Raw genomic sequence first — 21,715 nt, 5'->3', positions numbered from 1 at the left:
ACCGACCTAGTGTATTAGCTTTCCGGGTTCGCGTAGACGTCTGCCAGGGTATTAATTGCCTCGGTGGCGGCGTCGAGCTGCTGCAGCGAGGCGTCATCAAGCGTGGCGAGCATATCCGCGAGGTACTGCGTGCGCTCCTTGCCCACTCGCCTCAGCTCGCGTTTGCCCTGGTCAGTTAGGTCGACGAGCACGCCGCGCCTGTCCTCCGCGGAGCGCGTGCGGTGCACTAGGCCGCGCTTCTCCAGCTGGTTGATGGTGTTCGAGGCCGTCGGCATTCGCACGCCCTCTGACGTGGCGATATGGCTGATCCGGCTTGGCCCTTCCACCTCGAGGCGACGCAAGATCGAAAGCTGGGGGCCGGTGAGGTCGGAGCGTTCCGTATTTCGGAAATACGCGACATACAAACTCGTCATCGCCGGGCGAATACGCTGTGCCAACTCCAACGGGTCAGGACGATCAGCCATAAGGACCTGCCTTGTACAAAAGAGACGAACAAAACGTGCAACGCATCATTCTATACATAGGCGAAGGAAACTATGTTGTTGCGCTAGTATGGCGGCGATGTTCACCTACCAGCACGAAGTTTCGCACGAATGGCAACGCCGGGCGGCCCTTCGCGCCTATCACGCCGGGCACATTCCCAAAGAAGAGCTTTGCGACGCCGACTTCCTCCTCCGCGCAGCCGCAGAACATCACGGAGAGGCGTCGAAAAGAAACTGCCCAATTTGCGGCCGTGACATGCGAGAAGTGCGCTGGGTGTACAGCGAAAAGCTTGGACGTCGCACCGGCACCGCACGCAGCGAGGCCGAGATTGACACCCTCGTTGGTGAGGTCGGCCCCATCACCGTGCACAAGGTGGAAGTGTGCCCCCACTGCCACTGGAACCACTTGTTGCAAGAATGGACCGCCACTCCAGTGCGGTAAAAACGCCCGGTACGGGTAGTGTGTGCTGTAGCAATTCTGTAGGTGATCGTACAGGGACAATGTGTGACTAACGTAGACGAGAAAACCAAGACCCCATCCAAGTCCCGGTCGCGGACGGGCCAATGGGTCCTAGCCATGCTCCTGCTCGTGGTGTTGCTGGCCAGCATCCCAGCTGTGTGGTTTATCTGGAACTACCAGCGGGCGAACATCCCGGAGCCGCATGAGATCGAAACGGCGCAGATCTCAAACCTCTACTTTAACGACGGCAAAACCGACCTGGCTCGCATCGTGCCGCCGGAGGGCAACCGCGTTCAGATCCCGCTGGAGCAGGTGCCAGTTGACGTGCAAAACGCCGTCCTCGCTGCCGAGGACCGCGACTTCTGGGACAACTCCGGCTTCTCCTTCACCGGCTTCGGTCGCGCCGTGATCGGCCAGATTACCGGCAACGCATCAGCCGGTGGTGGCTCCACGATTACGCAGCAGTACGTGAAGAACGCCCTGGTCGGCAATGAGCACTCCTATGAGCGCAAGGCCAAAGAGCTCGTCTACTCCATCAAGATGACCCACTCTTGGACCAAGGAAGAAATCCTCAACGCCTACCTCAACACCGTCTACTTCGGGCGCAACGCATACGGCATCGAAGCTGCCGCGCACGCATTCTTCGACAAGCCGGCCAGCGAGCTGACGCTGGAGGAGGGCGGCGTGCTTGCGTCCTCCATCCAGCTGCCGAGCCAGCTTGACCCGTGGACCAACCCGGACGGTGCGAAGGCCCGCTGGAACTACGTGATGGATGGGCTCGTTGAGACGAACAAGCTCGACCCTGCGAAGCGCGCCGGGCTGCAGTACCCGGAGACCCGCGATCCGTCGACCTACTCCGCCTACACCGAGGCCAGCGGCCCGAACGGCCTGATTAAGAACCAGGTGATGACGGAGCTGGCCACCATCGGCATCTCCGAGTCGGACCTTACCAACCGTGGTTTGAAGATCACCACCACGATTGACCCGAACTCGCAGGCAGAGGTCGAGCGGATTTCCCGCGAGCAGCTTTCGCTCCTGCAGGACGACGCCCGCACCGGCGTCGTGGCCATCGACCCGAAGACGGGCGCAGTACGCGCCTACTACGGTGGCGACGACCCCTCCGGCTGGGACTACGCCAACGCAGGTCTGCAGACCGGTTCCACCTTCAAGATCTTCGCGCTGGCCGCGGCCTTGCAGCAGGGCATCCCGCTCAACGCGATGTACTCGGCCACCCCGGTGACGCTGCCAGGCGGCCACGTAGTGACCAACTGGGACGGCGGCGGCTCCGGCATGCTCTCCATGCTCGACGCCACCCGCACCTCCTCGAACACCGCGTTCATGCGCATCCAGGATGACCTGGACAACACCACGCAGGACACCGCGGACATGGCGCACGCCCTCGGCGTGGCCCGCTCCATCCCGGGCATCCCGGTCACGCTGCGTGAAAACGGTGGCCAGCCCTACGAGGGCATCGTGCTGGGCCAGTATCAGTCCCGTGTACTCGACATGGCCACCGCCGTCTCCACGCTGACGAACCGCGGCCTGGCGCACCCGACGCACTTCGTGCAGCGCGTCACCGACGCCTACGGCGAGGTCCTCTACGAGTTCGACCCGGGCTACACGGAACGCCGTGTTTCCCAGCAAGTCGCCGACAACGTGATTAAGGCGATGCAGTCCGTCGTCCCGTACTCCAACGCCGTGTTGGCCGGCGGCCGTCCGTCGGCCGCGAAGACCGGTACTGCCCAGCTGGGCAACACCGGCCTGAACAAGGACGCGTGGACCGTCGGCTCGACGCCGCAGCTTGCGGTGGCCGTGTGGGTCGGTACCGCCGACAACACCTCCGCGATCTTCAATTCCTACGGCGGCAACATGTTCGGCGCCGACACCCCAGGCCGGATCTGGAAGAACGTGCTGGACTCCCTCCTGCAGGGCCAGGACTTCGAGTACTTCCCTGAAGCTGCACCTGTGTACTGGGGTGTGAACCCGTACTCGGGCGGCGTGAACCTGGGCGGCTACTACGGTGGCTTCTCCGGTAATTCGACCACGGGTGCTCCGGCGGATGCGGCGTCGCCAAGCGCCGACGCCAACGCGCCGACGGGCGAGGCCGGGCCTGGGCAGCCGGCGGCACCAGCCCCCGCACCGGCTCCGGCTCCGGCGCCAGCACCGGCGCCCGCGCCGCGGCCGGACCCGGTACAGGACGCAATCGACCAGGTTATAAACGATATCTTGGATAACGGAGCAACGATGACAGCAACCACGTGGCCTGACCCGAAGGATCGCGTCCAGCCAGCCCTCACCGAACCCGCCGCCCGCGGTTGGGTTGAGTTCCTCGGCGGACCTATGGGGCGCTTTGCCCAAATTGGACGCTCTAAGTTCTGGACGCCGCTGCGCACCATTTTCGCGCTCGCCTACGTCTTCATCGGCCTCGGCGCGCTCTCAAAGTCAAACTGCGCGATGGGCAAGCTTGACGACGCCGGCGTGATGCAGGTCAACTGGGACGGCAACCGCCAGTACACCTCCTTTTGCTATAACGACATCCTGCCGCTGTACGGCGGCCGCGGCCTGGACCAGCCGGGCTTCGTCTACGACTTCTCCTGGGTTGAGGGCGACCTGACTCGCTACATGGAGTACCCGGTGCTCGCCGGCCTGTTCCAGCAGTTCTGCGCGTTCATCTCCCGCAACACCTACTTCGCAGTCTCGCGCATCCTGCCGGAGTCCGGTTGGTACTTCTACGTAACAGTGCTCATCCTGGCCGCCATTTGGGTGGTTACAGCGCGCATGGTGGCGGAGCTTGCCGGCAACCGAATCTGGGACACGCTGCTCGTTGTCGGTTCCCCGTTGCTGATCATGCACCTGTTTACCAACTGGGACATCCCCTCAATCTTTTTCGTGGTGGCGGCGATGCTCGCCGTGCGGAATAAGAAGTACTGGCTGGCAGGCGTGCTGATTGGCGCCGGTACCGCGTTCAAGCTGTGGCCGCTGTTTATCCTCGGCGCATACCTGGTGTTGGCCATCCGGAAGCGGAATTTCGTGCCCTTCTTCAAGATGGTTGCCACCACGGCGCTGACCTGGGCTGCGGTGAACCTACCGGTGTACCTGCACAACCCGGAGGCATGGAATGAGTTCAACCGCTTGAACACTGACCGCGGCTGGGAGTGGACCACCATCTACGCAGTGATCAACCGCGTCTTCGGCTGGAGCGGGTTTGATAGTGGTGAAGGCGCCCCCGTCATCCTGAACACGGTTACGCTGGTGCTCTTCCTTGCGGGCTGCGCAGCCGTCCTCGTGCTTGGCCTGAAGGCGCCGCGCACGCCGCGCGTCGCCGAGCTGTTCGTGCTCATCGTCGGGTTCTTCCTCCTCTTCAACAAGGTGTGGAGCCCCCAGTACTCCATCTGGTTCATCGTTCCCGCTGTCCTGGCGCTGCCGTACTGGCGCCTCCTGCTTTCCTGGATGACGGTCGACATGATGGTGTGGCCAGTGCTGATGTGGCACATGATGGGCGAGGACCAAAAGGGTGCTCCTGGCGCGCTGCTGGACACCGTCATCATCTCCCGCGACGCACTCATCATCGCCATCATGGTGCTGGTTATCCAGCAGATGTTCGGCAAACGCGAGGACAAAGTTGCTGCCGCGCACAACGGCCACGACCCGCTTCTGACTACCCCTGAAGATTGGAAGGAGCCAGCATGGGATCCGCAACCGTTACCGGAATCGCCTCAATCGCAGTCGGATTCGGTTTCATCGCCGCAGCGTTCGTAGCGACGAACCGTCAAGAAATCCCTCGCGCCGTCGGCTACGGTCTTGCCGCTTTTGTCTTCATTACCGTCATTCCGGTGATCCTCGCGGTCTTCGTAGCCGTGCCCAATCCGCAGTAGGGCGGAGGGGGCGTCGAGAAGTATTTTGCCCAGCGTAACGGGTGGGGTACGCTGGTGGGGTTGCTTGACGCAACGACCCTCCTGCCACCGCACAATGCGGCGGCCGAAAACATTCAAATCTAGACCATAGGAGGTGATGAGGTCCGTGCGTCACTACGAAGTAATGATCATCCTCGATCCACAGCAGGATGAACGCACCGTTGCCCCGTCCCTGGACAAGTTCCTCGAGATCGTCCGTAAGGAAAACGGCAAGGTAGAAAACGTTGATGTGTGGGGCAAGCAGCGTCTTGCGTACCCAATCAACAAGAAGGAAGAGGGCATCTACGCTGTCATCAATCTTGAATGCGCAGCAGATACCGTCCAAGAGCTCGATCGTGTGCTGAGCCTGAGCGAATCAGTGCTGCGCACCAAGGTTCTGCGAACCGACAAGTAAAGAACGGCTTTCGGAACCACGGAAACGAAGGAGTCAAAACAATGGCACAAGGCGATACACCGATCACCGTCGTCGGCAACCTGGTTGCGGACCCGGAACTGCGGTTTATTCCAAGTGGTGCAGCGGTAGCGAACTTCCGCATCGCTTCCACGCCACGCCAGTTCAACCGCGACACGAATCAGTGGGAAGACGGCGAGGCCCTGTTTTTGACCTGTAACTGCTGGCGTCAGATGGCGGAGAACGTCGCGGAGTCCCTCACCAAGGGCATGCGCGTTATCGTCAACGGTCGCCTGAAGCAGCGCTCCTACCAGACCCGCGAGGGCGAGAACCGCACCGTGTTTGAGGTCGAAGTTGATGAGGTAGGCCCGTCCCTGAAGTATGCCACCGCGAACGTGCAGCGCACGCCACGCGAAGGCAACTCGGGCTACGGTCGCCCACAGCAGCAACAGCAACAGCAGCAGCCTCAGAACATGGGTGGGTTTGGTCAGGCACCGCAGCAGCCTGCACAGCAACAGCAGCAGGCACAGCAGTCGCAGCCGCAAAACGATCCGTGGAATTCGGCTCCACCTGCCGGTGGATTCGGCGGGATGGACGACGAGCCCCCGTTCTAAGCATTTCCCACACATAAGCATTTTCAACTCAAGGAAGGTTAGGATTCATGAAACTGATCCTCACCGCTGCCGTTGATAACCTTGGCGAGGCAGGCGAGATCGTCGAGGTCAAGGGCGGCTATGGCCGTAACTTCCTGCTCCCACGTGGCCTGGCTATCCCAGCCACCCGCGGTGCAGAGAAGCAGATCCGTGATATTCAGCGTGTACAGAAGGAGCGCGAGGTCCGCGACTTGGACCACGCAAAGGAGCTGCGTGATCAGCTCGACCAGCTGACCGGCGTGAAGGTGCCAGTGCGTACCTCCGAGAAGGGCAAGCTGTTCGGCTCCGTCAAGCCTGGCGACATCGCAGCAGCTGTCAAGGCAGCCGGCGGTCCATCCCTGGACAAGCGCCGCATCAATGTACCGAAGGGCCTTGTTACCAAGACCGGTGGATACCAGGTCAAGGTGAACCTCCACGACAGCGTGGAAGGCAAAGTGAACTTCGAGGTCGTTAGCAAATAACGACGATTACCGATAGGTAGTCCAACGACAACAGCTTGAGAACGGGTCCCGCTTGTGAGGAGCGGGGCCCGTTTTCGTTTGCCTGCCTGCGCTTGTGGATAACTCTCCACAGCGAGGCGGTGTGCCCCTCATGTGACGGTGTATTTAGCGCACCGAAGGCGCCTAGTCAAACCGGCTGGTAGCGGGTTATCCACCGGGGGTGCCAATGGGTATCGTCTTGAATAAAAGTGGTGTGACCTGCGAAGAGGTTGCTGTAGGGCGCGCCTTCGATGGCTTTTCCACACACTCTCCACACGTTGTGCACACCCCCTGTGGATAGACCCCAGGCACAATAGAAAACTATTCACAGCCCCTGTGGATAACTCAACTGGCGGTACGTGAATGTCTGGGGTATCCGGTACGCTGTTGTGCAACACGAAAGGGTAAAGGGTACTGCATGGCTGAGAACTCGAGTGCCGCGAGCTTCGACGATTTTGACGACGACTACGTTCCACCACCGGAGCCTCCGGAGTCCTCGGTGCCGCCGGAGCCACGCCAGTGGGACGGCGGGTCGTTGAACTTTAACCGGGGCCGCAAGGACCTGAAGGAGTACCGCCAGCCCCCGCACGACGAGCGCGCGGAGCGTTCCGTGCTTGGCGCCATGCTGCTCAACCAGGACGTCATCACTGACGTTTCGGACGCGTTGCGCCCGGAGGACTTCTACTTCCCAGCGAACCAGCTGGTGTACAAGACCATCACGAACCTGTACTCGCACGGATCCGACATTGACGCGGTGGTCGTCGCAGGCCAGCTGGACCGTAACAACGAGCTTGAGCGTGTCGGCGGCGCTCCTTACTTGCACACGCTCATCTCCGAGGTGCCGACGGCCGCCAACGCCCGCTACTACGCGGAGATCGTCGAGGAGAAGTCGGTCCTCCGCCAGCTGGTCAATGCCGGTACGCACGTTGTGCAGCTCGGCTATGAGGGCGAAGACGGCATGGAGATCGACGCCGTCGTGGACCGCGCTCAGCAGGAGCTCTTCCAGATCTCCCGCAAGAACGCTGGCGAGGACTACAAGGTGCTCGGCGACCTGCTGCAGGACACCGTCGACGAGCTCGCGGCCATCGCGCAGGGCGGTGGCCTGGAGCAGGGCGTGCCCACCGGCTTCATTGACCTGGACAAGCTCACCAACGGTCTGCACGCAGGGCAGATGATCATCATCGCGGCGCGCCCGGGCGTCGGTAAGTCGACGCTGGCGCTCGACTTCATGCGCTCCTGCTCAATCCAGCAGGGCAAGACCTCAGTGATTTTCTCGCTCGAAATGAGCGCGTCCGAAATCATCATGCGCATGCTCTCCGCCGAAACGGAGATCAAGCTGTCCTCGATGCGCTCGGGTCAGATGGGGGAGCAGGACTGGGAGAAGCTCACCCGCCGTCTCGAGGAGATCCAGGACGCCCCACTATTTATCGACGACTCCCCCAACCTCACCATGATGGAGATCCGCTCGAAGGCGCGCCGGTTGAAGCAGCAGCAGGGCCTCGACCTGATCGTGCTGGACTACCTGCAGCTGATGAGCTCCGGTAAGCGAGTGGAGTCGCGCCAGCAGGAGGTCTCCGAGTTCTCCCGTAACCTGAAGCTGTTGGCGAAGGAGCTCGAGGTACCGGTGATCGCGAATCTCGCAGCTCAACCGTGGCCCCGAGGCCCGCACGGACAAGAAGCCGCAGCTCGCCGACCTGCGTGAATCCGGCTCCCTGGAGCAGGACGCCGATATGGTCTTCCTGCTCTACCGCCCGGACTCGCAGGACCGCGACGACGAGCGCGCCGGTGAAGCCGACATCATCGTGGCGAAGCACCGCGGTGGACCAATCGACACGATTCCGGTTGCGCACCAGCTGCACTACTCGCGCTTCGTGAACATGGCGCACGGCTAATCCTGCACCCGTCCGGGGGTGGACAGCCAAGGCTGTCCTTGCTTAGGGTTGGCTCGCCATGCATGACACGCTGCGCGTTTCTGGCTAGCATTGTGGCCTAACACAGTTACGAACGAAGGAAAAGTCACAATGTCTGTCCGAATGATGCACGACGCACCGTCCGCGTGCGCCCACACGGTGGCCCAATTAGAGGAACGTATTACCGTCGCGAAAAACCAGGATTCGACGATGCTGCTGAACCTCCCCCGCAGCATCGACGAGCTGGCCGCCACCTCCCAGCCAAGCGGTGTCCTGCACCGCCTCCGCGGCCTGTTTAGCGCGTAGCGCGGAAGCGGCGCAGCCGCAGCGAGTTCGTCACCACGAACACGGATGAGCAGGCCATCGCTATGCCTGCGAGCAGGGGGTTGAGCAGCCCGATGGCTGCCACGGGGATGAGCACCACGTTGTACGCAAAGGCCCAGAACAGGTTGCCTTTGATGGTGCGCAGCGTCGCGCGCGACAGGCGGATGCCGTCGGCGGCGCTGACCAGCGAGTTATTCATCAGGGTGATGTCGGAGGCCTCGATGGCCACGTCGGTTCCCGCGCCCATCGCCATGCCAAGGTCGGCCTGCGCGAGCGCCGCGGCGTCGTTCACGCCGTCGCCGATCATCGCTACGCGCTTGCCCGCGTCCTGCAGGCTGCGCACCAGCTCGACTTTGTCGGCGGGGAGTACGCCGGCGGTGACGTTGGCGGCGTCGATACCCACTTCCTTCGCCACGGCGAGCGCGGTCGCGCGGTTGTCGCCCGTGAGCAGGTGCGGCTCGAGCCCCAGCTCCTTCAGCTTCTCGACGCCCACCCGGGAGTCTTCCTTCACGGCGTCGCGCACCGCAATAACCCCTTCAAGCGCGCCGTCGACCTCGACAGCGACTACGGTCGCGCCCGTCGCCTCCATGGCGTCGAAGGCACCACGGTACTCGCCCAGGTCACCCGATGGCCTGCCGACTCGGACGTGCTTGCCGTCAACGGTCGCGCTGGCGCCGATGCCGGGCTCGTTCCGGAAGTCGGTGACGGACTCGGTGCGAGCGTCCTGGACGTAAGCGGTGATGGCACGGGCGATCGGGTGCTCCGAGTGCGCCTCCACCGCGGCGGCGAGTGCGAGGGCGTCGCTGCTGCCATTCGCGTCAACCACGGTCATTTCGCCGGTGGTGACGGTCCCGGTCTTGTCCATCACGATGGTGTCCACCTGGCGGGTGGATTCCAGGATCTCCGGGCCGCGGATCAGCAAGCCCAGCTCGGCGCCGCGCCCGGTACCCACCAGGATGGCGGTCGGGGTGGCCAGGCCGAGCGCGCACGGGCACGCGATGATCAGCACCGCCACCGCCGCCGTAAACGCGGCAGCCACGCTGTAGCCCAACAGGAGGTGCACCACCAGGGATACCGCCGAGATAGCGATCACGGTCGGGACGAAGATCTGCGCGATCCTGTCTACCAGCCGCTCTACCGGCGCTTTGCCTGCCTGCGCGTCCTTGACCAGTTGACCCATCTGCGCCAGCGTCGTATCCGCCCCAACGCGGGTCGCCTGCACGAGCAGGCGGCCGTGCGTGTTCAGAGTCGCGCCGGTTACCGCGTCGCCGACCTCGACGTCGACGGGGACAGATTCGCCGGTGAGCATTGAGGCGTCGATCGCCGAGCGTCCCTCGACCACCGTGCCGTCCGTCGCGACCTTCTCGCCTGGGCGCACCACGAACGTGTCGCCGACCTTCACGTCGGCGATCGGCACGCGCGTCTCCACGCCGTCGCGCAGCACCGTCGCGTCCTTCGCCCCCATGTGCAGCAGGTTGCGCAACGCCTCGGAACTACGCCCCTTCGCGCGGTGCTCGAACCAGCGGCCAAGCAGCAAGAACGTGATAACGACGCACACCGTCTCCAGATAGACCTCGTCCATCGCTGCCGCGTTCGGCATCAGGCTCATGTGCATTTTCATGCCCGGCTCGCCCGCGTTGCCGAAGAACAGCGCGTAGATCGACCACCCGTAGGCGGCCGTGGTGCCCATGGAAATCAGGGTGTCCATGGTCATGCTGCCGTGACGCAAGTTCAACAGCGCATTGCGGTGGAACAGCGACCCTGCCGAGAAATACACCAGGGTCGAGGCAGCAAACGCCGCCCACTGCCAGTACGTGAACTGCAACGCCGGAATCATCGACACCAGCATCACCGGCAGTGACACCACCGCGGACCACACGATGGTCCACAAGAGGGTGTCGCGCTCGGGTTCGGAGGGGGCGTCGTCAAGCGGCTCGTCGGCGTCAGTGACCGTGAACGCATCGTAGCCCGCGTTCCGAATCGTTTTGATCAACGCATCAGGGTCCGCGAGCGCCGGATCGTACTCGACGGAGGCGGTCTCCGTCGAAAAGTTCACCGACGCCTCGACCCCCTCCATCTTGTTCAGCTTTCGCTGCACCCGCGACGAGCACGACGTACACGTCATGCCCGAAACGCCGAGTTCTATCTGTGCATTCGACATTAGATCAGCTTGAACCCCGCTTCCTCAACCGCCTTATCGACGTCCTCCCTGCTCACCTCTGCGCCCTCAACCACAACCTTGCCGGTTGTGTGATCAGCGTTCACCGAGGTCACGCCCGGGATTTCCCCGACCTCTTCCTGGATGCTGAGCTCGCAATGCCCGCAGCTCATGCCCTCAACCTGGAATGTTTGCGTTGCCATAATATTTCCTTCCTTCCTGCGGGAATCGCCCCGCACTTGTTAGTGTTGCATTGATAGCTGCCAATCTAACAAAAAACGAAAAGGAGCTACCTAATGGCCACAACCGACCTCACTGAGGAAACATTCCAGGAAACCGTTCTCGGAGAGGGCATTGTCATCGTCGACTGCTGGGCGTCCTGGTGCGGCCCCTGCCGCCAGTTCGCGCCTGTTTACGAAAAGGTCTCCGAGAAGCACCCGGATGTGACCTTCGCGAAGCTCAACACCGAGGAATACCAGCAAGTAGCGGTCGCCCTGGATATCCAGGCAATCCCGACGCTCATGGTGTTCCGCGACGGAATCATGGTCTACCGCGAAGCCGGTGCCCTGCCGGAATCCGCATTCAACGACCTCGTCGAACAGGTCAAAGCACTCGACATGGACGAGGTCCGCCGCCAGGTCGAGGCCCAAAACGCGCAGGAGGGACAGTAATGGCAAACCCATTCGTAAAGGGCTGGAAGTACCTGATGCAGTCCTTCGACACCAAGATCGACGAAAACGCCGACCCGAAGGTGCAAATCCAACAGGCCGTCGCCGCCGCTAAGAAGCAGCACCAGGAAATCACTGAGCACGCAGCCGCCATCATTGGCAACCGCAACCAGCTCAGCATGAAACTGGACCGCCTGCTCAAATCCCAACAGGACCTTGAGGCGAAGACCAAGACCGCCCTCCAGATGAACGACGACGCCGCCGCCGAGGTCATCGCCACCCAGCTGGTGTCCGTCGAGCAGGAACTCGAGCAAACCAAGCAGGCCTACGCTGCCGCCGAGCAAGCCGCACAGGAAGCCCAAGCGAAGCAGAAGGAATCCGAGGCGCGCCTGCAGGAACAGCTCGCCCAGGTCTCCCAGCTGGAATCCCAGCTTGACCAGGCGAAAATGCAAGAGCAGACCACCAAGACCATGGACTCCCTCAACCAGTTCGGCGGCGACGACAACGTCCCGACCCTCGACGGCGTTCGGGACAAGATCGAACGCCGCTACGCCCAGGCGCTCGGCGAGCAGGAGCTGGCTAAGTCCTCCATGACGGACCGGATGACCGAAATCGAGTCGGCCGGCAGCGATGTCGCCGCCAGCGCCCGCCTGGATCAGAATCCGCGCTGAGCTTTCCGGCGGCAAGTCGGCTTCGTCCTCTTCCGAGGCCCCGAAGGAAATCGAGGACAGCAAGGATTAGGAAAACCTCAGCGCCGCAAACTGTAGTAACAGGATTGTAGTATTCCCCGAAAATAAGTTCGAAATGGGGATTACTACAATCCTGTTGCTCACATTTAGAAAAACCGCAGCGCACAACGCAGAAAGAATGCCCCTGCCCGACCTGAATGTGTCGGACAGGGGCCTTGTTGTATCGAAAGTGTGTTAGCTTTCGCGGCGAATGTTGATGAGTACGCCGCGGATGCCGGAGTGGAAGCCGTCGCGAAGGTTGACGCGCTGGGTTTCCGTCAGGGTGTACTCGTGCAGGGTCTCGCAGGCGAACTGGAGCAGCGGCCTATCGATCTCCGGCGGCAGACCGCCACCGGAAAGCATGTGGGCCTTGTCGCGCTGTTCGCTGGATGCGGCGTTCTCGAACCACCAGGCTGCGTACTGTTGTCCCACGTCGTAGGGGGTTTGGAAGCCGGAGGACGTCCAGACTTCTTCCGGAAGCGGCACGTAGCGCGAGCGGAGTTTGCGGCGCGGTGCCATCATCGACGGCTTCGGTGCCGGTTTGGGGGCCGGTACGTCGTCGGTGTCCTCGTCGGAGATGGTTTCCGGCTTCGGGTCCTCGGCAGGTGTTGCAGGCTCTGCCGACTTGACCGGTGCCGGTGGTTCCGTGGGGACCGGGCCAGGCTTTGGGCCGGGCTTCGGCATATCGGCAGGCGATGGGGTCGCCGGGGTCGCTGGGGTAACTGGGGTTTCCGCGGCCGGTGGATCGACCGGCTGGTCCGAAGCGGGCTCCTCAGCAGCAGGCTCCTCCGGCGCAGCGAGTGGGTCGGGTCCCAGGCCGGGTACTTCGGTGGGGCCTTGGTTGTCTTCGACGGGTTCGGCGTCGGCGATCGGGCGTTCCCGGATGCTTGGTGGGAGGGGCCCTTCGAGGACGCGGAGTTGCATGGAGTCTGCGAAGTCTTCGCGTGGGTCGAGGATGGTGGTGGTGTCGCAGGCGTGGCGGAGGGCGGAGGACATCGAGTCCCAGCCGAATCCGTAGAGGTGGACGCGTACGCCGTTGTTGGTGGCTTCTTCGACGCCTGGGATCATGTCGGCGTCGCCGGAGACAAGGACGAAGTCGCTGAACTGGCCACGTGTTGCGTTGATGACCAGGTCGGCGACGAGTCGGGTGTCGACACCTTTTTGGGTGCGCCGCTCACCCCATTCGATGAGTTGCCCCGTGCGGAGTTGGACCCCGTCGCAGGAGCGCAGGGCGCGCTGGTAGCGGTGGGGTCCGGAGTCGGGGATGCCGTCGTACCACATTTGACGGTGGATGGGTTGGTGGAGTTGGTGGCTGATCATGACTCCGAGGTTGGCGACTACCTCGGGTAAGTCGATTTCTAATTGTGCTCGTGCGCCGATTTCCCATGAGTTGTAAAAGCTCGCCAGTAGGTAAGAAGTGTCGACGAACACCAGTGTGCGTTCAAGCATGGCTCCTAAATTCCGATTCTTTATTGTCGTTAAATTCTTTTCATCACAAGGCTACATATGTTTGTGTGCCTACTCATGCTAGTAGTTCAAGAAATTTCGTAGGGGTCCTTGCGAGCCACCTGGCCACGGTTCTATAGTTAGTTAGTGCAGTAACTAACCAACGAGCTCGAAGGGAGAAATGGTGGTTGGGGATTCAGAGCCACTCTTCGTGCAGATCGCGAAGTTGGTGGAGGACCTCATCGTCGACGGGACACTGAAGTCGGGCGAGCGGGCGCCGTCGACAAACGAGCTCGCAGCCTTCCACAACATCAACCCCGCGACAGCACGCAAGGGCCTCGGCTTACTTGTCGACGCCCAGGTCCTCGAGAAGCGCCGCGGCCTCGGGATGTTCGTCACCCCGGACGCGCGCGAACGGATCCTGGAAACCCGCCGGGAAGCGTTCCCGGGTACGTTCGTCGCCCCTCTTATCGACGAAGCCGTCCGCGTCGGCCTGAGCCGCGACGACTTGATCGACCTTGTACATCGAGTAGCAGAAAGTAGAGGAATGTATCAATGAACGCCATGATTATCCGCGCCGATGGGCTAGAGAAGCACTTTGGTAAGAAGCACGTCCTCAACGGGGTGTCCTTCGACCTGCCGTCTGGCGGCATCCACGGGCTGCTGGGGCGAAATGGCGTCGGTAAGTCGACGTTGTTGCAGATCGTCGCGGGCCAACTGAAGTCTTCCGGCGGCGCCGTCGAGGTGTTCGGCCTGGCTCCGTTCGATAATGCTGAGGTGATGGACCGCGTCGCGCTGACCGGCGTCGACGTCACCTACCCGGCGAGTTGGAGCGGCAAGGACATTCTTAAGGGCGCGCAGCTGCGGTACCCGAACTGGGACGATGGGCTCGCGCGCCGCCTCATCGACGACTTCGACCTCGGCGAGGCGCTCGGCGCCGCGTACAACAAGATGTCGCGGGGCCAGCGCGCGATGGTGGGCAACATTATCGGCATCGCGTCCGGCGCCGAGCTCACGCTTCTCGACGAGCCCTACGTCGGCCTCGATGTCCACAACACCAACGTGTTCTATCGCCACCTCCTCGACGTGGCCGAGGACGGACGCACGTTCGTGATGGCCACGCACCATATCGAAGAGGCGTCGAAAATTCTGAGCAGCGCCCTGGTGCTGGGCCGCGACGGCAAGGTCAGCGCGCACGTGACCGCCGATGATGCCGACGCCCACGCCGAGCGCCTCGACCTGAGCAACCCCCTGCGACCTGTCGATTTCGGCGACGTCATCGAGCACCTCCTGGAGGTGAGCTAAATGTAGACCTTTGTCCGCCCCGGCTTCTTCCGCGCCCAAATGTTCGCAGGCTCCAAATGGCGCTTCTGGATGACACTCTTCGGCCTGCTCATGGGCGCAGCGACCATCTTTGCCGACTGGTTGGGCAGCGTCCCGCTGGTCATTACAGCCGCGACATTCTCCTCGCTCCTCCTCTACGCGACCTTCATCCCCGAATCGGACGTTTTTCGCTCCTATGGGATGAACCGCAAGCGCGCCCTCGCGTACAAGCGCCGCGCCGCCCTCGTGGTCTGGGCCGTACTTTGCATCCCGACGCTGATCGTGAGCCCATCGCTGTACGGCCTGCTCGCCATCGCACTGGTCACCGGCTGGCTTGCCCTATACGTAGCTAACGACTCCACCACCGGCGAAGAACTCAACTCTTCCGACAACGGTTCGGCCATCATGGGGCTGCGTCTGGACCAGCCCCTCATCTTCCAACTCTTCTGGAAACAGCCGCTCCTCTTGGCCGTGGCCTTTGGCCTTGGCTCGGTCGCCGTGCAGTTTGCGGTGCGCTCGTTCGCCGACAAAACATGGATACCGTCGTCGCAACCATCCCTGACCTTTTCCTTTTCGGTTGCTTCGCGGCTATCTATTCTTGGGGCACAAGCTCGCCGACGACGGCCCGAGCGTACGGCATTCCCCGTCGCACGTGGGCTCTGCATGAACTGGGTGCAGCGGCGGTGGCCGCGGGGATCTACGTTGCGCTGCGTACCCTTCCTACACTTCTCGACGCCCACACCCTGCCCACCGTGCCCCTCTGGGCAACGTTCATCTTGATCCTCACTGGACTTGCGATCCCGTTGGCCTGGGGACGCAACCAACTGGTGACGTTCATGGCCGTCATGATTCTCTGGCAATTCCTCCGCGATCCCGTGCCCTGGAAAGGAGCGCTCAGTGTGGCCGGATGTGCGTTACTGCTGGCGCTTGTGACGCTCGCCCTGTACGTCAGTGGGCGCGTCAATGGCGCCCAAAAGAACCCTGATATGAAGTTGTAAAAATGTTGTCTGGGCTGGCGATTTGTGTTGTTGTTGGTGTGTGTGTAACTTTATGTGAGTCAGCGAGACCGACAACGCCCCGCCAGACAGGCTCTGAAGAGAGTGGTTTGGTGAGATGGCGGTTAGGAAAACTACCGCTGGCCGACATAATGAAATAGGTTCTGTGATGCGGCGCGTATTTGCGTTGTTGAGAATGTTTTGTTAGTGTCAATCTTCGTCGCTTTGAACGCGCCACTGTGTTTTGTGGTGTGTTTGGGTGTGCGGTTGTTGTTTGAGAACTCGATAGTGTGCCAATGTACTTTTTATTTTTTTGATTGCATTGACTTTTGGTTGCGTGCTGTGTGCCATGTTTTGGTGTGTGCCGGCGGTGATGCTTGAACCTATGATTGGGTGTCACTGGTGTGGTGCAGATGCACGGTCATGTTGACTGTATTGGTTGATGTGGTTGTGACTGGTCCTGTTTTGCCCCGTCGGGTTGGGACTGGTTGTTTGTACTTTACAGTTTTTGTAATTTTAGGATTTTGCCAGACACTGGCGATGACTGTTTTGGTTGTTGTTGGTGGTTGGTTTGTTTTTGGTTAGGTTTTCGGGCTTTTCACGGCCTTGTTTCTTTCTGAAATAGTTTTTGTGGAGAGTTTGATCCTGGCTCAGGATGAACGCTGGCGGCGTGCTTAACACATGCAAGTCGAACGGAAAGGCCAGTGCTTGCACTGGTACTCGAGTGGCGAACGGGTGAGTAACACGTGGGTGATCTGCCCTGTACTTCGGGATAAGCTTGGGAAACTGGGTCTAATACCGGATAGGACAACTTTTTGGATATTGTTGTGGAAAGCTTTTGCGGTATGGGATGAGCTCGCGGCCTATCAGCTTGTTGGTGGGGTAATGGCCTACCAAGGCGTCGACGGGTAGCCGGCCTGAGAGGGTGTACGGCCACATTGGGACTGAGATACGGCCCAGACTCCTACGGGAGGCAGCAGTGGGGAATATTGCACAATGGGCGCAAGCCTGATGCAGCGACGCCGCGTGGGGGATGAAGGCCTTCGGGTTGTAAACTCCTTTCGCTAGGGACGAAGCGCAAGTGACGGTACCTGGAGAAGAAGCACCGGCTAACTACGTGCCAGCAGCCGCGGTAATACGTAGGGTGCGAGCGTTGTCCGGAATTACTGGGCGTAAAGAGCTCGTAGGTGGTTTGTCGCGTCGTTTGTGTAAGTCCACAGCTTAACTGTGGGACTGCAGGCGATACGGGCATAACTTGAGTGCTGTAGGGGAGACTGGAATTCCTGGTGTAGCGGTGAAATGCGCAGATATCAGGAGGAACACCGATGGCGAAGGCAGGTCTCTGGGCAGTAACTGACGCTGAGGAGCGAAAGCATGGGTAGCGAACAGGATTAGATACCCTGGTAGTCCATGCCGTAAACGGTGGGCGCTAGGTGTGAGTCCCTTCCACGGGATTTGTGCCGTAGCTAACGCATTAAGCGCCCCGCCTGGGGAGTACGGCCGCAAGGCTAAAACTCAAAGGAATTGACGGGGGCCCGCACAAGCGGCGGAGCATGTGGATTAATTCGATGCAACGCGAAGAACCTTACCTGGGCTTGACATGTAGCGGATCGCCGCAGAGATGTGGTTTCCCTTGTGGTCGCTATACAGGTGGTGCATGGTTGTCGTCAGCTCGTGTCGTGAGATGTTGGGTTAAGTCCCGCAACGAGCGCAACCCTTGTCTTATGTTGCCAGCACGTAATGGTGGGGACTCATGAGAGACTGCCGGGGTTAACTCGGAGGAAGGTGGGGATGACGTCAAATCATCATGCCCCTTATGTCCAGGGCTTCACACATGCTACAATGGTCGGTACAGCGCGTTTGCTACCTTGTGAGGGGATGCTAATCGCACAAAGCCGGCCTTAGTTCGGATTGGGGTCTGCAACTCGACCCCATGAAGTCGGAGTCGCTAGTAATCGCAGATCAGCAACGCTGCGGTGAATACGTTCCCGGGCCTTGTACACACCGCCCGTCACGTCATGAAAGTTGGTAACACCCGAAGCCAGTGGCCTGTCATGGGAGCTGTCGAAGGTGGGATCGGCGATTGGGACGAAGTCGTAACAAGGTAGCCGTACCGGAAGGTGCGGCTGGATCACCTCCTTTCTAAGGAGTTTTATTTTGTTGGCTCACAGTTGTGGGCTTGTTTGTTGGTTGAGTCACCGTAGGTGTGGCTGCCAATTGTTGTTTCCGGGTGGAGACACACCAGCTACAGACTGTCATGCATTCGTGTGGTGGTTGTGGTTGTGGTGGTGCGTAACTGGTTGTGTAATCAAGAAAAGTAAATGTTGTGTGTGTTGGTGCACTGTTGGGTGTCTGAGGCAGCAGTTGTGTTGTCTTGAATGATTCCGCGTGTTGATCACTGACTGGTTTGGTTGGTGGTTGGTGTGTGGGGTGTGTTGTGTGAGAACTGTATAGTGGACGCGAGCATCTTTATTCTTGTGGAAGAATTTTTTGATTGTAAGTTTGCCTAACAACAAGTGATTGTCATGCTGTTTGTGTGTGGTGGTTGTTTGTTGTTTGTTTGTTGTGTGTTTTTGTTTTGTTACAAGGGCGTACGGTGGATGCCTTGGCATGCTTAGCCGATGAAGGACGTGTGAGGCTGCGTTATGCCTCGGGGAGTTGCCAACAAAGCGTTGATCCGAGGATGTCCGAATGGGGAAACCTGGCACTTGTTATGGAGTGTTACCTGCAGATGAATGTATAGTCTGTGTGGGGGTTACGCGGGGAAGTGAAACATCTCAGTACCCGTAGGAGAAGAAAACAATTGTGATTCTGCTAGTAGTGGCGAGCGAACGTGGATGAGGCTAAACCATGCGTGTGTGATACCTGGCAGGGGTTGCGCGTGTGGTGTTGTGGGCGATGATTGTGGGTATGCTGCCATGTACCCTCATGATGCGGCGTGTTAGCGGAAGTCACCTGGGATGGTGTGCCGGAGAGGGTGAGAGCCCCTGTACGTGAAGGCGTGTCGTGTTGTGGTGATTGTTTGCCCGAGTAGCAGTGGGCTCGTGGAATCTGCTGTGAATCTGCCGGGACCACCCGGTAAGCCTAAATACTAAGTGTGACCGATAGTGGATAAGTACCGTGAGGGAATGGTGAAAAGTACCCCGGGAGGGGAGTGAAAGAGTTCCTGAAACCGTGCGCTTACAATCCGTCAGAGCACCGCGTGTGTGTGATGGCGTGCCTTTTGAAGAATGAGCCTGCGAGTCAGCGGCATGTCGCGAGGTTAACCCGTGTGGGGTAGTCGTAGCGAAAGCGAATCCTAATTGGGTGTTGTAAGTGGCATGTCCTGGACCCGAAGCGGGGTGATCTACCCATGGCCAGTGTGAAGCAGCTGTAAGAGGTTGTGGAGGCGCGAACCCACTTAGGTTGAAAACTGAGGGGATGAGTTGTGGGTAGGGGTGAAAGGCCAATCAAACTCCGTGATAGCTGGTTCTCCCCGAAATGCATTTAGGTGCAGCGTTATAGTAGTTTGCCGGAGGTAGAGCTACTGGTTGGTTGAGCGGGACTATCATCTTAGCAACATCAGCCAAACTCCGAATGCCGGTCAAGTGTTCTATAGCAGTGAGACTGTGGGGGATAAGCTTCATAGTCGAGAGGGAAACAGCCCAGATCGCCGGTTAAGGCCCCTAAGGGTGTACTAAGTGGAAAAGGATGTGGGATTGCGAAGACAGCCAGGAGGTTGGCTTAGAAGCAGCCATCCTTGAAAGAGTGCGTAATAGCTCACTGGTCGAGTGGTTCTGCGCCGACAATGTAGTGGGGCTCAAGTACACCGCCGAAGCCGCGGCATAGTTTTTACTATGGGTAGGGGAGCGTCGTGCATGGGGTGAAGCCATACTGTAAGGGGTGGTGGACTGTGTGCGAGTGAGAATGCAGGCATGAGTAACGAGAGATACGTGAGAATCGTATCCGCTGGATGACTAAGGGTTCCTGGGTCAAGTTCGTCTTCCCAGGGTGAGTCGGGTCCTAAGGCGAGGCCGACAGGCGTAGTCGATGGTCAACGGGTTGATATTCCCGTACCCGTATGCATGCGACAAAGAGTGAAGCGGTGATACTAACCACCCTGAACTGGCAACATGCGCATCCTTTTGGGTGTGTGGTTGTTGGTGATGCGTGGGGCCTGATCCGTGGTAGTTCAGTGATGGGGTGACGCAGTCAGGTAGCCGCGCCAAGTGTTGGATATCTTGGTGTAAGCGTGTGGCACGTCGACTTGTGAAATGCGGTCGATATTTTGTGTGAGGCGTGATGCGTAGCCCAATTGTTGGGTGATGGTGGTGATCCTTTGCTGTCGAGAAAAGCCTCTAGCGATGTGTGTGTATGGCCCGTACCCGAAACCGACACAGGTGGTCAGGTAGAGAATACTAAAGCGGTCGGGTGAACTGTGGTTAAGGAATTCGGCAAATTGCCCCCGTAACTTCGGGAGAAGGGGGGCCCTTGCTGGTTGCATGCCTTTTTCGGTGTGTTGCTGGTGGGGGTCGCAGAGAATAGAGGGGAGCGACTGTTTATCAAAAACACAGGTCCGTGCGAAGACGGTTAAGTTGATGTATACGGACTGACGCCTGCCCGGTGCTGGAAGGTTAAGAGGACCTGTTAGATCCTTGTGGTCGAAGCGGAGAATTTAAGCCCCAGTAAACGGCGGTGGTAACTATAACCATCCTAAGGTAGCGAAATTCCTTGTCGGGTAAGTTCCGACCTGCACGAATGGCGTAACGACTCCCCTGCTGTCTCAACCACAGGCCCGGTGAAATTGCAGTACGAGTAAAGATGCTCGTTTCGCGCGGCAGGACGAAAAGACCCCGGGACCTTCACTATAGCTTGGTATTGGTATTCGGTGCGGTTTGTGTAGGATAGGTGGGAGACTGTGAAGTGGTCACGCTAGTGATTGTGGAGTCGTTGTTGAAATACCACTCTGACCGTAGTGGATGTCTAACCTTGGCCCATGATCTGGGTTGGGGACAGTGCCTGGTGGGTAGTTTAACTGGGGCGGTTGCCTCCCAAAATGTAACGGAGGCGCCCAAAGGTTCCCTCAGCCTGGTTGGCAATCAGGTGGTGAGTGTAAGTGCACAAGGGAGCTTGACTGTGAGACTTACAAGTCGAGCAGGGACGAAAGTCGGGACTAGTGATCCGGCACCTACTTGTGGATGTGGTGTCGCTCAACGGATAAAAGGTACCCCGGGGATAACAGGCTGATCTTCCCCAAGAGTCCATATCGACGGGATGGTTTGGCACCTCGATGTCGGCTCGTCGCATCCTGGGGCTGGAGTAGGTCCCAAGGGTTGGGCTGTTCGCCCATTAAAGCGGCACGCGAGCTGGGTTCAGAACGTCGTGAGACAGTTCGGTCTCTATCCGCCGCGCGCGTTGAAACTTGAAGAAGGCTGTCCCTAGTACGAGAGGACCGGGACGGACGTACCTCTGGTGTGCCAGTTGTTCCGCCAGGAGCAGGGCTGGTTGGCTACGTACGGGAGGGATAACCGCTGAAAGCATCTAAGCGGGAAGCCTGTTTTGAGATGAGGTTTCGTTTGAGGTTCCCTAGAGATGATGGGGTTGATAGGCCGGATCTGGTAGCACTGTGAGGTGTGTAAGGTGACTGGTACTAATTACACCGAGACTAAAACAAAGCACACACATGTTGGTGTTGTTTATGGTCAAATTATTGAGTGTTCTTCCGCGAAGAAGAGTGTTTGCGTCCACTGTGCAGTGTCTGGCATGACATGCCTGTGCTGATTATTTGAATATTGTCGTTGTTAT

General features: G+C 59.7%; 16 protein-coding genes, 2 rRNA genes and 2 pseudogenes. 16 read left to right on the top strand and 4 right to left on the bottom strand.

Annotation, left to right across the window (positions count from 1 at the left end; all coding sequences use genetic code 11):
* Positions 1–14: 14 nt before the first annotated feature.
* A complete protein-coding gene (locus tag R0V12_RS05345; RefSeq protein ID WP_070361721.1) occupies positions 15–464 on the bottom strand; it encodes a MarR family winged helix-turn-helix transcriptional regulator in 450 nt (149 codons plus the stop codon).
* A gap of 97 nt (positions 465–561) precedes the next feature.
* Between R0V12_RS05345 and R0V12_RS05340 the strand changes: the two genes are divergently transcribed.
* From R0V12_RS05340 to R0V12_RS05305, 8 genes and pseudogenes are all read left to right on the top strand, one after another.
* Complete coding sequence (locus R0V12_RS05340; protein ID WP_070478730.1) at positions 562–924, top strand: DUF5318 family protein; 363 nt, start codon at positions 562–564, stop codon at positions 922–924.
* 63 nt (positions 925–987) lie between these two features.
* Entirely contained in the window at positions 988–4,701 is a 3,714-nt protein-coding gene (locus R0V12_RS05335; protein WP_320072981.1) for a transglycosylase domain-containing protein, read from the top strand.
* Positions 4,629–4,817, top strand: a complete 189-nt coding sequence (locus R0V12_RS05330; RefSeq protein ID WP_071573826.1) for a hypothetical protein — start codon at positions 4,629–4,631, stop codon at positions 4,815–4,817. Before R0V12_RS05335 ends, R0V12_RS05330 begins: the two co-directional genes overlap by 73 nt.
* A gap of 136 nt (positions 4,818–4,953) precedes the next feature.
* Complete coding sequence (gene rpsF, locus R0V12_RS05325) at positions 4,954–5,250, top strand: 30S ribosomal protein S6 (RefSeq protein WP_070361725.1); 297 nt, start codon at positions 4,954–4,956, stop codon at positions 5,248–5,250.
* A 41-nt stretch (positions 5,251–5,291) separates the two neighbouring features.
* Positions 5,292–5,861, top strand: coding sequence for a single-stranded DNA-binding protein (locus R0V12_RS05320; protein ID WP_070361726.1), 570 nt, complete (start codon positions 5,292–5,294; stop codon positions 5,859–5,861).
* A 47-nt stretch (positions 5,862–5,908) separates the two neighbouring features.
* Entirely contained in the window at positions 5,909–6,361 is a 453-nt protein-coding gene (rplI, locus tag R0V12_RS05315) for a 50S ribosomal protein L9 (protein ID WP_070361727.1), read from the top strand.
* A gap of 436 nt (positions 6,362–6,797) precedes the next feature.
* A pseudogene (gene dnaB, locus R0V12_RS05310) lies at positions 6,798–8,271 on the top strand (replicative DNA helicase).
* Positions 8,272–8,400: 129 nt separating this feature from the next.
* Positions 8,401–8,595 (top strand): hypothetical protein, encoded by a 195-nt coding sequence (locus R0V12_RS05305; protein WP_070361729.1) that lies wholly within the window; start codon positions 8,401–8,403, stop codon positions 8,593–8,595.
* On the opposite strand, the gene R0V12_RS05300 is transcribed toward R0V12_RS05305, so the two are convergent.
* Together R0V12_RS05300 and R0V12_RS05295 are read right to left on the bottom strand one after the other, a co-directional pair.
* Positions 8,585–10,774: a heavy metal translocating P-type ATPase gene (locus R0V12_RS05300; RefSeq protein ID WP_320072980.1), complete on the bottom strand. Its 2,190-nt coding sequence runs from the start codon at positions 10,772–10,774 to the stop codon at positions 8,585–8,587. The genes R0V12_RS05305 and R0V12_RS05300 overlap by 11 nt on opposite strands.
* Positions 10,774–10,974, bottom strand: coding sequence for a heavy-metal-associated domain-containing protein (locus R0V12_RS05295; protein ID WP_284805494.1), 201 nt, complete (start codon positions 10,972–10,974; stop codon positions 10,774–10,776). Before R0V12_RS05295 ends, R0V12_RS05300 begins: the two co-directional genes overlap by 1 nt.
* Before the next feature lie 93 nt (positions 10,975–11,067).
* On the opposite strand from R0V12_RS05295, the gene trxA reads away from it, so the two are divergent.
* Positions 11,068–11,442, top strand: coding sequence for a thioredoxin (gene trxA, locus R0V12_RS05290; RefSeq protein ID WP_070975350.1), 375 nt, complete (start codon positions 11,068–11,070; stop codon positions 11,440–11,442).
* Positions 11,442–12,180: pseudogene (locus tag R0V12_RS05285) on the top strand (PspA/IM30 family protein). The gene trxA and the pseudogene R0V12_RS05285 overlap by 1 nt, the downstream one beginning before the upstream one ends.
* Positions 12,181–12,362: 182 nt before the next feature.
* Here R0V12_RS05285 and R0V12_RS05280 read toward each other — a convergent pair.
* Complete coding sequence (locus R0V12_RS05280; RefSeq protein WP_284805492.1) at positions 12,363–13,616, bottom strand: NYN domain-containing protein; 1,254 nt, start codon at positions 13,614–13,616, stop codon at positions 12,363–12,365.
* A 178-nt stretch (positions 13,617–13,794) separates the two neighbouring features.
* Between R0V12_RS05280 and R0V12_RS05275 the strand changes: the two genes are divergently transcribed.
* The 6 genes from R0V12_RS05275 (at position 13,795) to R0V12_RS05250 (ending at position 21,586) form a co-directional block, all read left to right on the top strand.
* Complete coding sequence (locus R0V12_RS05275; RefSeq protein ID WP_070361735.1) at positions 13,795–14,172, top strand: GntR family transcriptional regulator; 378 nt, start codon at positions 13,795–13,797, stop codon at positions 14,170–14,172.
* Complete coding sequence (locus R0V12_RS05270) at positions 14,169–14,918, top strand: ABC transporter ATP-binding protein (protein WP_320072979.1); 750 nt, start codon at positions 14,169–14,171, stop codon at positions 14,916–14,918. The genes R0V12_RS05275 and R0V12_RS05270 overlap by 4 nt, the downstream gene beginning before the upstream one ends.
* A gap of 69 nt (positions 14,919–14,987) precedes the next feature.
* Positions 14,988–15,716: a hypothetical protein gene (locus tag R0V12_RS05265; protein ID WP_320072978.1), complete on the top strand. Its 729-nt coding sequence runs from the start codon at positions 14,988–14,990 to the stop codon at positions 15,714–15,716.
* Positions 15,689–15,934: a hypothetical protein gene (locus R0V12_RS05260; protein ID WP_320072977.1), complete on the top strand. Its 246-nt coding sequence runs from the start codon at positions 15,689–15,691 to the stop codon at positions 15,932–15,934. The genes R0V12_RS05265 and R0V12_RS05260 overlap by 28 nt, the downstream gene beginning before the upstream one ends.
* Before the next feature lie 624 nt (positions 15,935–16,558).
* Positions 16,559–18,073, top strand: a 16S ribosomal RNA gene (locus R0V12_RS05255).
* Positions 18,074–18,504: 431 nt separating this feature from the next.
* Positions 18,505–21,586: ribosomal RNA gene (locus tag R0V12_RS05250) — 23S ribosomal RNA — on the top strand.
* Together the 16S and 23S rRNA genes form the textbook arrangement of a ribosomal RNA operon.
* The last annotated feature ends 129 nt before the right edge of the window (positions 21,587–21,715 follow it).

The sequence above is a fragment of the Corynebacterium sp. UMB2355A genome (genome assembly GCF_033877495.1).
In the GTDB taxonomy this organism is placed as follows: domain Bacteria; phylum Actinomycetota; class Actinomycetes; order Mycobacteriales; family Mycobacteriaceae; genus Corynebacterium; species Corynebacterium pseudogenitalium.
The sequence above is the reverse complement of the archived record's forward strand: the minus strand, read 5'-3'. Positions and strand labels throughout refer to the sequence as shown.